Origin of the sequence: Novosphingobium nitrogenifigens DSM 19370, from assembly GCF_000192575.1 — a bacterium.
GTDB lineage: Bacteria > Pseudomonadota > Alphaproteobacteria > Sphingomonadales > Sphingomonadaceae > Novosphingobium > Novosphingobium nitrogenifigens.
In genome coordinates this window covers 777,258-791,580 of record NZ_GL876926.1, presented here as the reverse complement: position 1 = coordinate 791,580, position 14,323 = coordinate 777,258, and the positions used below count along the sequence as shown (strand labels likewise).

Below are 14,323 nucleotides of genomic sequence, written 5' to 3'. Positions count from 1 at the left end.
ATTTGGGTAACAGGTAAGAAACGATCCCATCGGCCAAAGATGAACAAATGGACATCTCTGCCTGATACCCCGCGTCATTTCGGGTTGATTGGGCCCTGAAATTCGCGGCTTTAACGGCCTTTCCCCAAGGTCGACGAGGAAACCACGGGGGTGAAACGCGCGCCTCGCCAGAATGACACATTTGTGGCGAAATGCACCTTTTCCGCATTTTTCCGCAACAATCGGAAATCATATCCCCGACCGGTTCTGATCGCGTCGCCGCGCTCGGGCCACCGGACTGTTGCCGGCAGGGGGCTGCCGCCGGTCTTTCGCGCGCCGGAACCGATGCGAAAGACGGCCTGATCATTCCCCCCCGGAACAGCCGGTCGAGAACCACACCCAGGGGGGTTGTATGAAAACCAATGCCCGTTCGCTCAAGCACGGCCTTTTTGCGGGTTGCGCTCTTGTCGCCTTCGCCGGCACTGCCCATGCCGAAGCTGCGCCCGCAGGCGCTCCTGCCGATGTCGCATCGGCGCCGACCGAAATTATCGTGACGGCCCAGCGCCGCAATGAATCGCTTCAGAGCGTACCGATGACACTTCAGGCGTTGAGCGGCGACACGCTGAGCAAGCTCAACGTCACCACGTTCAACGACTTGCTCAAGTATACTCCGAACGTCACGTTCGGCAGCAACGGTCCGGGCCAGGGCGCAATCTTCATGCGCGGCCTGTCGACCGGTTTCGCCGGGAACCAGTCTTCGGCTTCGATCGCACCGTTTCCAAACGTTGCGCTCTATCTCGACGATCAGTCGATGCAGTTCCCCGCGCGCAATGCTGACATCTATGTCGCCGACATCGAACGCGTCGAAGTGCTCGAAGGTCCGCAGGGCACGCTGTTCGGCGGTGGCGCTCAGGCGGGTGCGGTTCGCTACATCACCAACAAGCCCAAGCTGAACAAGTTCGAAGGCGCCATCGAAGGCAGCTTCGGCGGCACGGCCGGCGGTGCGCCCAACGCGGCGTTCAACGCCATGATCAACCTGCCGATCATCAACGACACCATCGCCCTGCGCGCGGTGATCTACGACGATCACCACGGCGGGTACATCGACAACGTCAAGAGCACGTTCACGCGTTCGGATTCGGACACCGGCAACGCCTATTTCAACAACGGTGGCCACGCTCTTCCCGCCAGCCAGCAGGCCAACGCGGGTCAGTACAACAACAATTCCGTCGCCAAGGACAACTACAACCCGATCGACTATGTCGGCGGCCGCGTCGCGCTGAAGTGGCAGGTCAGCCCGGACTGGGACCTGCTCGTTTCGGAAACCTATCAGAAGGTTGACGCCGAAGGGTCGTTTGCGACCTATCCGATCGGCTCGGATTTTCAGAAACTGGGCACGCTGCAGACGACCACTTTCTCGCCGTCCTATAACAAGGATACGTTCTGGAACACCGCGTGGACGCTCAACGGCAACCTCGGCGGCGGGTTCAAGGCGATCTACACCGGCGCCTACATGGTCCGGCACATGACGGAACAGCAGGACTACACCAACTACTCGCGCACCGGCGGCGGCATGTACTACCAGTGCACCGGCGGCGGCACCGGTTGGGGCAGCGGCACGCCTTACTGCTACTCGCCGGTCGCCTATTGGGACGACACGGTGCGCAGCACGCACCAGAGCCACGAAGTGCGCATCACCACTCCCGATGACAAGCGCATCCGGGCCATTGTCGGCGGTTACTGGGAACAGTTCCGCATCGCCGACCAGATGAATTTCGACTACAAGACGATTCCCACCTGCACCAGTTCGCTGGTTTCCCAGGGGATCGCTTGCTCGGGCCTGATCGGTCCGGTTGCGGGCACCACCGCGTCCAATCCGGGCCTGCGCGGGGCCAACACCGCGTTCGGTGAAGACCTTCAGCGTGGCTATGACCAGTTCGCCTTTTTCGGCACGGTCGATTTCGACATCCTGCCGAACCTGACAATCACCGGCGGCACGCGCTATTACAACTATTCCGAAACCGAAACCGGCTCGCAGTTCCAGACTTATGCCGGACTTTGCTACAATCAGATCGGCTCCTGCCTTTCGGGCGGTTCGGGCAATGTCAGCATCGACGGACGCAATCTCCACGTCCGCTACACCGGGTTCAAGAGCAAGGGTGAAATCACCTGGAAGCCCGCGCCCCATACGCTGGTCTACGCTCTGTTCAGCCAGGGCTTCCGCCCCGGCGGCTTCAACCGCGCGGAAAAGCTGATCCTGCCCGATCCGGCCAATCCGACCGTGGCACAGCTCAATCGCCCCGGCGGCTGGGCGCCCGACAACCTCACCAACTGGGAAATCGGGCTCAAGACCGACCTGTTCGACCACAAGGTTCAGCTGAACCTCTCGGGCTATTACATGGTCTGGGAAAACGTGCAGTTCGGCTTCTTCAACCCGGCGGGCGGCTTCGGCAATACGAGCTTCGTCACCAACGGTCCGAACTATCATATCAAGGGCGGCGAAGTTCAGATCGTGGCGCGTCCTATGTCGGGCCTGACGGTTCAGGGTTCGGCGACCTACAACGACAGCTCGCAGTCGAATTCGCCGTGCCTCATCTCGAACGTGGCGGCGTCGTCCACCTACGGGAAGTGCATCACCCAGTACTACAAGGGCGGCTCGGTCGTGAACGTGCAGAGCCCCTATGGCTCGCAGGGCGGCACCACGCCGTTCAGCCCCCATTTCCAGGGCAATGCGCGTTTCCGCTACGACTTCCCGCAGAAGGGTTCGATGAACTGGTTCGTCTCGGGCGGCATCAGCTACACGGGTCCGATGTACAACCAGCCTTCGACCTATCCGTCGGGTGAAGGCGTCGCTGTTCCGGGCACCACGCTGCTGCGCTATCGCCAGCACGGCTATTCGCTGCTCGACGCCTCGTTCGGCTTCGTCCGCGACAACTGGACGGTCACGGTCTTCGGCGAAAACCTGACCAACAGCCATGCTTCGACATTCACGTCGTCGGCGCAGTTCATCAAGTCGGAAGTTCCGGTCCGTCCGCTCATCTATGGCGTGAAGGTCGGCACCAAGTTCTGATCCCATCCCGGATCGCCACGATCCGGACCGAACGGGGCGGCCCGAACAGGCCGCCCCGTTCCCCTTTCTCTCCCCAAGGATACCGACGCTGGTTATGGCCGACCATCCCGCCGACACCGTTCCCCTTGCCGAAAGGGTGGCTCACCTATGGGCCTTGCACGGTGCCGACGATCATGCGGCCGTGGCGCGCGAGGCAGGCAATCTGCTGGAACGCTATCCCGAAAACCGCGACCTCCATCTGCTCGCTGCAAGTTCGTTGCGGTTCCTTGGCCAGCCCGATGCCGCGCTTGCCGCCCTCGACCGTCTTGCAGTGCTGCAACCCCATTACAGCCTGATGCATCAGGAGCGCGGACTGTGCCATGTCGCACGGCGCGATGCGCCTCAGGCGATTTCTGCCCTCCTCGAAGCGGTGCGGATCAATCCCGCCCTCCCGATGGCGTGGAAAATTCTCGAAGGATTGTGGCGCATGACCGGCGATCCCGCCGGCGCCGAGCGAGCTGCCGAACACCGGTCCATGCTGGCCTCCCTTCCCCCGCCAATCGTCCGCGCGACCGCGCTTTATGGCGATGCCGATCTTGTCCCGGCAGAAGCGATCGTGCGTCGCTATCTGCTCGATCACGGCGACCACCCCGAAGGCATGCGCCTTCTGGCGAAGATCGGCGTCGATCGGGACGTTCTGGACGATGCCGAAACGCTCTATGCCGGGGTCCTGTCGCTGGCGCCCGATCATCGGGCTGCGCGCAGCGAATATGTGCAAGTGCTGATTGCGCGGCACAAGTTCGGCAAGGCGCGCGAGGCACTTGCCCCCCTGATCGCGCAGGGCTCGGACCATCCGGATCATCTCCAGCAATCGGCAACGATCGCGGTGGGCCTTGGCGAGCACGATCAGGCCATTGCGCTCTATCGCCGGCTCATTGCCGCCCTGCCGCCTATCGCATCAGACCGCATGGTGCAGACCCGCGCGGCGGACTTGTACCTTTGGCTGGCTCATGCCCTCAAGACCATCGGACAAGTCACTGAGGCCATTGAAACTTATCGCAAGGCCGCAGCCATTCGTCCCGATTTTGGCGACGCATACTGGAGCCTGGCCAACCTCAAGACCTATCGTTTCACCGATGCCGAGATTGCCGCGATCCGCGCCGGTGAACATGATCCTGCAACGTCGCCGGATGACCGGATTCAGCTCGCCTTCGCTCTTGGCAAAGCGCTTGAAGATCGGGGCGATTACGAAGGGTCGTGGGCCGCCTATGCCCGCGGCAATGCCGCGCAGCGCGCGCAAAGCAAGTACCGCCCGGACATCTTCGAAACCAACACCCGTGAACAGAAGCGCGTGTGCACCCCGGCCTTTTTCGCCGCGCGCACGGATTGGGGTGATCCTTCTCCCGACCCGATTTTCGTGCTCGGCCTGCCGCGTTCGGGTTCGACCCTGATTGAACAGATCCTGGCATCGCATTCACAGGTCGAGGGAACGCAGGAGCTTCCCGACATTCCGCGTATTGCGCTTGATCTCCAAGGACGCGATCCTGACCTTGATGCGCCGCTCTATCCCGGCTCGCTGGAACACTTGGACCAAGGTGCGGTTCGTGCCCTTGGCGAGCGTTACATGCAGGAAACCCGGATCCACCGCGCGCTTGGGCGAGCGTTCTTCATCGACAAGATGCCGAACAATTTCAGGCACATCGGCCTCATTCATCTGATCCTTCCCAAGGCGCGGATTATCGATGCGCGGCGCAATCCGATGGACTGCTGCTTTTCCAACCTCAAGCAGCTCTTCGCGCAGGGCCAGGAATTCACCTACTCGATCGAGGACATCGCCCGCTATTACCGGACCTACCTCGATCTCATGCGGCATTGGGACACCGTTCTTCCCGGCAAGGTCCTGCGTCTCGTCAACGAAGACCTGATCGCCGATCCCGAAGGACAGATCCGCCGCCTGCTCGACCATTGCGGGCTGCCGTTCGAGGAAAGCTGCCTCAATTTCCACCAGACCCGTCGCAGCGTGCGAACGCCCAGCTCCGAACAGGTCCGCCGCCCGATCAGCCGCGATGGCATCGACCAATGGCGCCCTTTTGAGCCCTGGCTCTTGCCCTTGCGCGAGGCTCTTGGTGATGTGCTCGAAAACTGGCGAAATTGAAGGAGCAAGAAGCCCCGATGAGCAAAGTCTATGATCTGGCGGTGATCGGTGGTGGAGTGATCGGCCTTGCCCATGCCGCAACCGCCGCGCGTCGCGGCAAGAAAGTCGTTCTGATCGAACGCGAACGGCGTGCCAATGGTGCGTCCATCCGCAATTTCGGCTTTATCACGGTCACGGGGCAGGAACGGGGCCTGTCATGGGAACTCGCCCGCCGCACCCGCGATGTCTGGGCCGAAGTCGCTCCGGCAGCGGGCATTCCGATCGAACATCGCGGCCTTTACCTCAGCGCGCGGTCGCCCGAAGCCATGGCGGTGATCGAAGCATTCCTCGCGACCGAAATGGGGGAAGGTTGCAAGGCTCTCGACGCACAGGGATTTCGCAACCTGACCGAAGGTCTGGGCGGCGCCGACTTGTGTGGCGGACTTTACAGTCCACATGAACTTCGCGTCGAATCCCGCCACGCCATTCCGCTGCTGACACGCTGGGTCGCCGAAGGCCTCGGCGTGGACATCCTCCCGGAAACGGTAGCCTTTTCCAGCGTTCCGCCGCGCCTTGAAACCTCGCGCGGGGTGATCGAGGCGGGACAGGTCGTGGTGTGCCCGGGCGACGATTTTTCGACGCTCTGGCGCGACCGCATCGCCGCCTATGACCTCAAGCGTTGTCGACTGTCGATGCTGCGTCTTGCCGATCCCGGCGTGCGCCTGCCCGGTGCGCTGATGAGCGATCTCTCCCTCACCCGTTATGCCGGTTACGCGGCCCTTCCCGAAGCTGCGGCGCTCAGGGCGAAGCTCCTCTCCGAACAACCGCGTCATTACGAAAACGGCGTGCATCTGATTGTCGCGCAAGGCGGCGACGGCACGCTGATCGTGGGGGACAGCCATCATTACGACGACTTGCCCGGCCCCTTCGCCCCGGCAAGTGCCGAAGACGACATTCTCGACGAATATGCCCGTGCCACCGGCCGTCCGGCGCCCGCCGTTCTCGAACGCTGGGTCGGCGTCTACGCGGTCGCCGCGGACCGCACCTTCCTCGTCGATACACCCGCCGACGATGTCCGCCTTGTCATCGTGACCAGCGGTACCGGCGCTTCGACCTGCTTCGGCATTGCCGAGCGGGTTCTCGATGATCTCATGGGAGACAAGTGATGACCTTTGCAGTGAAAGCCGTGATTTTCGACTGGGCCGGAACCATGGTCGATTTCGGCTGCAAGGCGCCGGTCAATGCCCTGCTCGACGTTTTTGCAGGCGTGGGCGTGCCGATCACCGAAGCCGAAGCCCGCGTCGACATGGGCAAAGCCAAACGCGATCACGTCGTCGCCTTGCTCTCTGAACCGGCTATTTCGGCGCGCTGGACCGCCCATTTCGGCAAGACCCCGGACGAGGCGGACATCGATCGCGTCTATGCTCTTGTCGAACCTGCCATGGTTGAGGCTGCCCAACGGGCCGCCGAATTGATCCCCGGCGCTGCAGACACTTACGCGGCCTTGCTCGATCTTGGCGTAAAAGTGGGTTCCGGCACCGGCTATACGCCCGAGATGATGGCCGCCATTCGCGTGAAGGCCGCCGAACAGGGCTATGCCCCCGACGTCGTCATCTGTGCGGGTGACACGCCGAGCGGTCGCCCTGCGCCGCTGATGGCATGGGCAGCCCTGATCGCACTCGACGCCTGGCCAGCGCATCTTGCGGTCAAGGTCGATGACGCGCCGGTCGGCATTGCCGAAGGGCGCAGTGCCGGGTGCTGGACCGTAGGCGTTGCCGCTTCGGGCAATGCCGTCGGCCTCAATCGCGACGAATTGGCCGCGCTCGACGAAGCGGATCGGCTGGGCCGCATTGCGGCTGCAACCGCTGCCCTGACTGCCGAAGGCGCCGATTACGTGATCGACGACGTCTCGCAGCTCCTGCCGGTGATCCACGACATTGCCCGCCGGATCGATGACGGCGAAAAACCGGGCACTGCAGCCGCGTGAACGCCTCTATCGCCACTCGCCCGCCGGGCCCTGTCTCCGCCTTGGTTTCTGCCATCCGTGGATTGCTCGAACGAGCGCCGCCATCGCTGTTCGGGGCCTATGCCGGGCTGATGGCCTTCGGCACCTATTTCTCGATCTACGCCTTTCGCAAGGCTTTTGCCGCCGCCCATTTCGCCGGGGCGGCTCCGGTCCTCACGGTCGAGTACAAGGTCGCACTCGTCATTGCCCAGGTGCTTGGCTACGCGGTCTCGAAATTCATCGGCGTGCGGGTGATTGCCGAATTGCCTGCACACCAACGCATTTCCGGGATCGTCCTGCAATGCCTGTTGGCAGAAGCTGCCCTGGTTGCCTTTGCGATCGTGCCGCCGCCCTGGAACGTCCTGGCGATGTTTGCCGACGGGCTGACGCTCGGCATGGTCTGGGGCATGTGCTTTGCATTTGTGGAGGGACGGCGGCAATCCGACCTCATCGGGGCCATGCTCTGCGCCAGTTTCGTCATTTCCTCGGGCGTGATGAAATCGGTCGGAACACTGGTCATGGCCTGGCACATCGCCAGTGAATGGTGGATGCCGGCGGTCACCGGGGTCCTGTTTATCCCGACGCTCGCGCTCAGCCTGTTCGGTCTCGCCACGCTTCCCCCGCCCGATGCGCAGGACATTGCCGAACGGGTCGAGCGGGTGCCGATGGGGCGCAGCGCCCGACGTGCCTTTCTCGGCCGCTTCGGGCCGGGCCTTGTCGCTCTTGTCGCGCTATACGTGTTGCTGACCGCGCTTCGCGATTTCCGCGACAATTTCGCGGCCGAGATCTGGGCGGAAGTGGGCCTCGGCGGAAAGGCGGAACTGTTCTCGCTCACCGAACTTCCGATCAGCGTGATGGTGCTGTGCGTTCTTGCACTGCTCACTCTGATCCGGGACAATCGCCGTGCGCTGGTTCTCAATTTTGCGCTGATTGCTCTTGGCGCTGCGATGGCGGCGGTCAGCTCTGCTCTGTTCATGCTTCACGCGATCGGGCCGGTGGCATGGATGACCATTCTGGGTGGCGGCCTTTACCTTGCCTACACGCCCTTCAACGGCATGATGTTCGATCGTCTGGTCGCGGCAAGCGGCAGCGCGGGCAATGCCGCCTTCCTCATCTATATCGCCGACACTGCCGGATATGGCGGTTCGGTCACTCTGCTGCTGTTGCGCAATCTGCCGGGCTTTCGCTTGCCCTGGACGCAGTTCCTGATCGACGCGGGGATCGGCTGCGGCGTTCTGGGCCTTGTTCTGATGGCATGGGCGGCGCTCTATTTCCGCAAGGCTATCGTTCGTCCGTGACCGTTCGCGGAAGCTACCAGGCTCTCCACTTCGTTTCCGCTTCGGCGCGCAGGAAATCGATCATGGCGCGCACTTTTTGCGGCAGGAACGAGCGACTGGGGTAAAGCATCCAGATCGCGGTTTCGAACGTCGTTGCCGTTGCCTGCCTGTCGGGAAAGAGATCGACGAGAGCGCCACTCGCGATATCGTCATCGACGAGCCAGCTGGCAAGAAGCACCGGCCCCATCCCGGCCAAAGCCATGGCATGGAGAGCCAGCGCTCCTGTCGAGACCACACTGCCTTTGATTTCGACGGGTTCGACGGCCCCTGCCCCATCGCGAAACAACCACCGGTTGCGAAATCCCGGAAGCAGGAAGCGCAGGCAATCATGCCCGGCAAGCGCGGCGGGCGTTGCAGGTCGCCCCTGCCGCCGCAGGTAATCGGGACTGGCACAGACCCGGTAGCGCGTATCGCGCAGTTTCGAGACGACGAAGTCACCCGACACGCCTGGCCCGAGCCTGATCGCCAGATCGATGCGATCCTCCACGAGATCGAGACTGGCGTCGCTCAGGACGAGTTCGAGATCGACCTGCGGATAGTCGCGCCGGAACCGGGGCAGGAGCGGCACCAGGATCTTCTGCCCGAAGGCGACCGTGCAGGTTATCCGCAAGGTGCCGCTCGGTACCTGGCTTACCGAAAGCGCATTATCGCGCGCGCGGTCGAGCGCCTCGACGATGGTTTCTGCCTCGCGAAGATAGATCGTTCCCGCTTCGGTCAGCGAAACGCGCCGGGTCGTGCGGTGAAAGATGCGGAAACCGAGTTCGTCCTCGATATCGGCGACCTTGCGCGACACCCATGACGGGTCGGCTCCTCGATCGCGGGCCACTCTGGCAAAGGAACCGCGGCGGGCAATCTCGATCAGCAGACCGGCATCATGCAACTCCATTGATGCAAAATGCGCACTACTGATATTTCGATCAAGCCATTTATTGCCGAATATGTCACGCAGATAACGCTCTCCATGCCGGGGTGGCTCTTGCCCCCTTCCCGGCGACCATGGAGACCGACGATGCCTACTATCCTTCGCCTCGATTCAAGCGCGCGTCATGACGGTTCGACCTCGCGCATGCTTGGCGATCTTGTCGAAAACACCCTTGTCGAGCAGATCCCGGACAGTTCCATCATTCACCGCGATCTTGCCGACGAGCCGCTGCCGCATCTCGATGCGACGGCCATTGCCGGGTTCTTTTCCTCCCCGGACGCGCTCCACGATACGTTGAAAGCCGCCATCGCGCAGTCGGACGAACTGGTCGAGGAACTGCTTGCCGCCGACATCCTGATCTTGACCGTTCCGATGTACAATTTCGCAGTCCCCTCCGCGCTCAAAGCGTGGATCGATCATGTTGTACGCATCGGCCGGACGTTCTCATACGATGGACAGTCGTTCGCCGGGCTGCTTCAGGGAAAGAAAGCCTACGTCGTCTGCGCCTATGGTGCGACCGGCTATGGCGTGGGCGAACCGTTCGGAGCGGCCAATTTCGTCGAACCCTACCTTCGCTTCGTGTTGACCTTTCTGGGCATCACCCAGACCGAATTCTTTTCGGTCGAGGCGACATCCGCCCCCGAAGATGCCCGCGCGCCGTTCGTGGAAAAGGCCCGCGAGACGATCCTTCAGGCATTGCGAGGCGCGCAACCGGCCTGAGGCCTCGCGGGAAAACAATCAGTTAATCACGAAGGATCACGACGTGCTCAAACTCTATTTCCATCACACGCCCAATCCCATGAAAGTGGCGGTCCTGCTTGAGGAACTCGGTCAGCCTTACAAGATCGTTCCGGTCGATTCCTTCCGGGGCGAGCAGCATTCTCCGGCATTCCGGGCGCTCAATCCCAATGCCAAGCTGCCTGTCATCGACGATGACGGGACGATCGTTTTCGATTCCAACGCGATCCTCCTTTACCTCGCCAAAAAGGCGGGGCGCCTGCTCGGGAACGCAGATGAACGCGGTTCTCTGCTGTCGTGGCTGATGTTCGTCGCGACCGGCCTTGGCCCCTATTCCGGGCAGGCCGCCCATTTCCTGCGCGTTCACACCGACAGCGCCTATGCCTCGAATCGCTATCGCCGCGAAGCGGGGCGGCATCTGCGCGTTCTCGACGAACGGCTTTCAACTCGGGAATACATCGCCACCCGCGACTATTCGATCGTCGACATCTCGGCATGGGCCTGGATCGACCGGATGCCTTTCATTTTCGGGGCGGACGATGTGCTCGATGCGACGCCCAGCCTCAAGCGGTGGTTTGCTACAATTGACAGCCGTCCGGCCGTCGTCCGCGCACGGGAAATTGCGGCAGGCATCGATTTCAAAGCGGAATTCGACGAGGAAACGCTGCGTTCGCTGTTCCCGCAGAACTTCACCCCGGCGGAATGACGGCTTCGTCCGCAGGTCCGCATCAGAATTCCGGCAGAAACGAAAACGGCCCCCGAAATGGGGGCCGTTTTTCATTCGTGAATGGTGCCCCTGGCCCGACTCGAACGGGCACGGATCTCTCCAACCGATTTTGAGTCGGTCGCGTCTACCATTCCACCACAGGGGCACATTCAGGTTGAGACAAGCTGCTGCTAGCCTGTCTCTTCCCCTTGATCAACCGGCCTTTATCGCTCCGGCGATCAGTTTGTGCAGTTTTGAGTGGAGAGCGTCGTTGCCGGCAACCACGCTTTCTGCACAGATCGGCAGCGAACGGCCGCGGAAATCCGACACGAACCCACCAGCTTCGCGCACCAGCAGGCATCCGGCAGCCGAATCCCACAGCTGAAGATCGGTTTCCCAGAAACCGTCGAAACGGCCCGCAGCAACCCAGGCCAGATCGAGCGCAGCCGCGCCGTTGCGGCGAATGCCCGCAACGCGGGGGCCGAGATCCTGATAGATCCGGATCCATTCCGTGCCGTCCCCGTGACCGGCAAAGGGGATGCCGGTACCGATCAGCGCGTCTTCGAGATGACGGCGTGCCGAAACGCGCAGGCGTCGATCCTGCAGCCACGCCCCACGGGTCTTTTCGGCCCAGAAGCTTTCATCGGTGATCGGCTGATAGACGAGCCCGGCGATCACGTCACCCCAGCCCGAACCGTCGAGCGCGGGTTCCTGCACTGCGATCGAAATCGCGAAATGCGGAATACCGTGGAGGAAATTGGTCGTCCCGTCGAGCGGGTCGATGATCCAGCGCGGCTTGTTCGGATCGCCTTCGATCGTGCCGGATTCTTCCATCAGGAAGCCCCAGTCGGGCCGTGCCAGCCGCAATTCCTCATAGATCGTCCGCTCGGCATTGCGATCGGCCTTCGACACGAAGTCCGATGGCCCCTTGCGGCTGACCTGGAGATGTTCGACTTCGCCGAAGTCGCGGCGCAGGCGCGTGCCGGCCTTGCGGGCGGCACGCTCCATGACGCGAACGAGGCCTGTGATGGCGGCCATGGTCGTTCAGCCCGCCTTGCCGACGTAGCTACGTTCGTAGACGTCGACGACAATGCGCGTACCGCTTTCGATGTGCGGCGGAACCATCACGCGCACGCCGTTGTCGAGAATCGCGGGCTTGTAGCTCGACGAAGCGGTCTGTCCCTTCACCACGGCGTCAGCTTCGACGATGGTAGCTTCGACCTGTTCGGGGAGCTGCACCGAGATCGGGCGTTCGTTGTACATTTCCAGAAGAACGGTCATGCCATCCTGCAGGAACGCAGCGGCGTCGCCGAGCAGATCGCTGGGCAGCGTGATCTGGTCATAGGTTTCCACGTCCATGAAAACCAGATCGTCGCCTTCGGGGTAAAGGAACTGGAAATCCTTGGTGTCGAGGCGAACGCGTTCGACGCGGTCTTCCGAACGGAAGCGGACGTTGGTCTTGCGCCCGTCGATCAGGTTCTTCATCTCGACCTGCATGAAGGCCCCGCCCTTGCCGGGCTGGGTATGCTGGGTCTTGGCAACTTTCCAGATGCCGTTTTCGTATTCCAGGATATTGCCCGGACGGATGTCCACGCCGCTGATCTTCATGATGGAAAGAGCCCTGCCGAAAAAGGAGATGCAAAAAGGGGGATGGCGGCCCTTAGCCGTTGCAGGCGATTGCTTCAAGCCACGGCGGTGTGTAACCGCGCAAGAGTCATGAAAAGCATTCGCTCCAAGGCAGGCCTTGCCCTTAGTCCGGCGCTTTGCGCACTGGTTTTGCTCGCGACACCGGGCACGGCGACTGCTGCCCCGGGCGGTTCCTTGCGCGTCCTGCTGCGGGGCCCCTGGATCTGTGAAGTGCCGGGTGATGCCAGCACCCCACCCAAGACACTCCCAAAGGACAGCTTTCACGCCCAGGCCGATTCCAGCTATCGCCTGCCCGACGGATCGACCGGCACCTATCTTCTGCTCGGCAATCACCTGGTCATGACGACGGGACCGTTTCGCGGACGCACTTACGAGACGTCGGGACAAGGGATGATCTATCCGCTCGACGCCAACGGCACGCGGACCGGGGTGCGTTGCATCCGACACAGCAACATCACGACGGACGACAATTTCGGGGTCGGATCCGACGGGAATTGAAGGGGAATTTTCTTCCCCTTCATCCTTGCATCATTCTGCCTGGGCCGCGCGCAGGCGCGAGCCTTCGGCCATCGCGCGGGCGAAGGCCTGAACCGCCGCGACTTCGTCGCCGCCCCAGACCGCATTGCTGACCGCCAGGAAATCGGCGCCGGCTTCGACCAGCGGCACGCAGTTTTCCGGGGTGATCCCGCCGATCGCGACGACCGGCAATTCGAACACCGACGACCACCAGCGCAGCAGATCGAGATCGGCCTGATGCTTGGTTTCCTTGGTCGTGGAGGGGAAGAACGCGCCGAAGGCGACATAGTCCGCCCCGGCTTCGCCGGCGGCCATGGCAAGATGGCGGCTGTCGTGGCACGTCACGCCGATCTGGACATCTCGGCCCAGGCGTTCGCGGGCATCGGCGACATCACCGTCTTCCTGCCCGAGATGCACGCCATCGGCATTGAGACGCTTGGCAAGGCCGATCGAATCGTTGACGACGAAGGCCACGTCCCGCTGGGCGCAGATGTCGCGCAGCGGCGCTGCCAGACGGGCGGCCTCATGATCGTCGATGTTCTTGACGCGGAACTGGAACGCCGCGACCGGTCCGGCATCGAGCGCACGGGCAAGCCGTTCGGGGAAATCGCCCGAAACATCGAGCGGCGAAATCAGATAAAGCTGGCAATCGGGAATGGTCATGCCCGGCCAAATAGGTCCAAGGGCGCCCCAGCGCAATCACCCTGCCGATCCAACGGCTATCCGCCGGACGGAAAAAACAGCAGGCAAGCAACAAAGACACCTGCCCACACCGGAATTTCGGCCGTCTCGGTCCACGGCTGTTCCCCGCGAAGCCATCCATAGATGTGCAAGGGCACCATCGACGCGCTGAACAGGGTCAGCATGATGAAATAGCCGATGAGCATGACGGGCCGGTGCAAGGCCGCCCACGCGGCGTAAGCGTTGACCGACAGCGTAAGCAGGCCAAGGCAGCGCGCGTAATAGGCCAGAAGATCCCGGTCCCTCGGCACTCGCCAGCCCATCGCCCTTCCCCAGCCCTCCGGCGCGAGAATGAAGGGCAGACCAAAGACAAGCGAGGATATCGCCGCAAAGACCAGAACGAAGGCGGGGGCATGGCTCCCCAGCAAGCCGATCATGACGCCCCTCCCCGAATGGCCTCCCTGAATGGACCGGAGGACAGCCTATCACCGGCAAGGGCGCCGCTGCCATCGTCCCAAGGTACCACGAAAAACGCCCCTCCCCCGGTTTTCCGGGGTGAGGGGCGCGCCTTTCACCATCCTCTTCGAATTCGAATATTCAGGTCGACAG

The 14,323-nt window shown here is 62.3% G+C and carries 13 protein-coding genes and 1 tRNA gene; 8 read left to right on the top strand and 6 right to left on the bottom strand.

Annotation, left to right across the window (positions count from 1 at the left end; translation table 11 throughout):
* Positions 1 to 391: 391 nt before the first annotated feature.
* From Y88_RS03845 to Y88_RS03825, 5 genes are all read left to right on the top strand, one after another.
* Positions 392 to 3,049 carry a TonB-dependent receptor gene (locus Y88_RS03845; protein WP_008066460.1) on the top strand — a complete coding sequence of 886 codons (2,658 nt, stop codon included), beginning with the start codon at positions 392 to 394 and terminating at the stop codon, positions 3,047 to 3,049.
* 94 nt (positions 3,050 to 3,143) lie between these two features.
* The gene (locus Y88_RS03840; protein WP_008066459.1) at positions 3,144 to 5,183 is read left to right on the top strand and encodes a tetratricopeptide repeat-containing sulfotransferase family protein; all 2,040 of its coding nucleotides are present in this window, start codon (positions 3,144 to 3,146) and stop codon (positions 5,181 to 5,183) included.
* Positions 5,180 to 6,328 (top strand): TIGR03364 family FAD-dependent oxidoreductase, encoded by a 1,149-nt coding sequence (locus Y88_RS03835; RefSeq protein WP_332306338.1) that lies wholly within the window; start codon positions 5,180 to 5,182, stop codon positions 6,326 to 6,328. The genes Y88_RS03840 and Y88_RS03835 overlap by 4 nt, the downstream gene beginning before the upstream one ends.
* Entirely contained in the window at positions 6,328 to 7,149 is an 822-nt protein-coding gene (gene phnX, locus Y88_RS03830; protein WP_026166826.1) for a phosphonoacetaldehyde hydrolase, read from the top strand. Before Y88_RS03835 ends, phnX begins: the two co-directional genes overlap by 1 nt.
* A 41-nt stretch (positions 7,150 to 7,190) precedes the next feature.
* Positions 7,191 to 8,465: a DUF5690 family protein gene (locus Y88_RS03825; RefSeq protein WP_232280902.1), complete on the top strand. Its 1,275-nt coding sequence runs from the start codon at positions 7,191 to 7,193 to the stop codon at positions 8,463 to 8,465.
* Between the two features lie 13 nt (positions 8,466 to 8,478).
* On the opposite strand, the gene Y88_RS03820 is transcribed toward Y88_RS03825, so the two are convergent.
* A complete protein-coding gene (locus tag Y88_RS03820) occupies positions 8,479 to 9,390 on the bottom strand; it encodes a LysR family transcriptional regulator (RefSeq protein ID WP_008066455.1) in 912 nt (303 codons plus the stop codon).
* A 123-nt stretch (positions 9,391 to 9,513) separates the two neighbouring features.
* Between Y88_RS03820 and Y88_RS03815 the strand changes: the two genes are divergently transcribed.
* Positions 9,514 to 10,146 (top strand): FMN-dependent NADH-azoreductase, encoded by a 633-nt coding sequence (locus Y88_RS03815; RefSeq protein WP_026166827.1) that lies wholly within the window; start codon positions 9,514 to 9,516, stop codon positions 10,144 to 10,146.
* Between the two features lie 43 nt (positions 10,147 to 10,189).
* Complete coding sequence (locus tag Y88_RS03810; RefSeq protein ID WP_008066453.1) at positions 10,190 to 10,870, top strand: glutathione S-transferase family protein; 681 nt, start codon at positions 10,190 to 10,192, stop codon at positions 10,868 to 10,870.
* An 82-nt stretch (positions 10,871 to 10,952) separates the two neighbouring features.
* Here the strand turns inward: Y88_RS03810 and Y88_RS03805 are convergent.
* The 3 genes from Y88_RS03805 to efp form a co-directional block, all read right to left on the bottom strand.
* Positions 10,953 to 11,036: transfer RNA gene (locus Y88_RS03805), tRNA-Leu, on the bottom strand.
* Between the two features lie 47 nt (positions 11,037 to 11,083).
* Entirely contained in the window at positions 11,084 to 11,908 is an 825-nt protein-coding gene (locus tag Y88_RS03800; RefSeq protein ID WP_008066452.1) for an inositol monophosphatase family protein, read from the bottom strand.
* A 6-nt stretch (positions 11,909 to 11,914) separates the two neighbouring features.
* Positions 11,915 to 12,478 carry an elongation factor P gene (efp, locus tag Y88_RS03795; RefSeq protein ID WP_008066451.1) on the bottom strand — a complete coding sequence of 188 codons (564 nt, stop codon included), beginning with the start codon at positions 12,476 to 12,478 and terminating at the stop codon, positions 11,915 to 11,917.
* Positions 12,479 to 12,586: 108 nt separating this feature from the next.
* Between efp and Y88_RS03790 the strand changes: the two genes are divergently transcribed.
* Positions 12,587 to 13,015 carry a hypothetical protein gene (locus Y88_RS03790; protein WP_008066450.1) on the top strand — a complete coding sequence of 143 codons (429 nt, stop codon included), beginning with the start codon at positions 12,587 to 12,589 and terminating at the stop codon, positions 13,013 to 13,015.
* Between the two features lie 30 nt (positions 13,016 to 13,045).
* On the opposite strand, the gene thiE is transcribed toward Y88_RS03790, so the two are convergent.
* Complete coding sequence (gene thiE / locus Y88_RS03785) at positions 13,046 to 13,696, bottom strand: thiamine phosphate synthase (protein ID WP_008066449.1); 651 nt, start codon at positions 13,694 to 13,696, stop codon at positions 13,046 to 13,048.
* Between the two features lie 56 nt (positions 13,697 to 13,752).
* Entirely contained in the window at positions 13,753 to 14,151 is a 399-nt protein-coding gene (locus tag Y88_RS03780) for a hypothetical protein (protein ID WP_008066448.1), read from the bottom strand.
* Positions 14,152 to 14,323: the final 172 nt, after the last annotated feature.

Coding starts and splice junctions, on each gene's coding strand:
- Y88_RS03840 (WP_008066459.1), top strand. CDS start 3,144: ATGGCCGACCATCCCGCCGACACCGTTCCCCTTGCCGAAAGGGTGGCT.
- thiE (WP_008066449.1), bottom strand. CDS start 13,696: ATGACCATTCCCGATTGCCAGCTTTATCTGATTTCGCCGCTCGATGTT.
- efp (WP_008066451.1), bottom strand. CDS start 12,478: ATGAAGATCAGCGGCGTGGACATCCGTCCGGGCAATATCCTGGAATAC.
- Y88_RS03820 (WP_008066455.1), bottom strand. CDS start 9,390: ATGGAGTTGCATGATGCCGGTCTGCTGATCGAGATTGCCCGCCGCGGT.
- phnX (WP_026166826.1), top strand. CDS start 6,328: ATGACCTTTGCAGTGAAAGCCGTGATTTTCGACTGGGCCGGAACCATG.
- Y88_RS03790 (WP_008066450.1), top strand. CDS start 12,587: ATGAAAAGCATTCGCTCCAAGGCAGGCCTTGCCCTTAGTCCGGCGCTT.
- Y88_RS03815 (WP_026166827.1), top strand. CDS start 9,514: ATGCCTACTATCCTTCGCCTCGATTCAAGCGCGCGTCATGACGGTTCG.
- Y88_RS03780 (WP_008066448.1), bottom strand. CDS start 14,151: ATGATCGGCTTGCTGGGGAGCCATGCCCCCGCCTTCGTTCTGGTCTTT.
- Y88_RS03800 (WP_008066452.1), bottom strand. CDS start 11,908: ATGGCCGCCATCACAGGCCTCGTTCGCGTCATGGAGCGTGCCGCCCGC.
- Y88_RS03845 (WP_008066460.1), top strand. CDS start 392: ATGAAAACCAATGCCCGTTCGCTCAAGCACGGCCTTTTTGCGGGTTGC.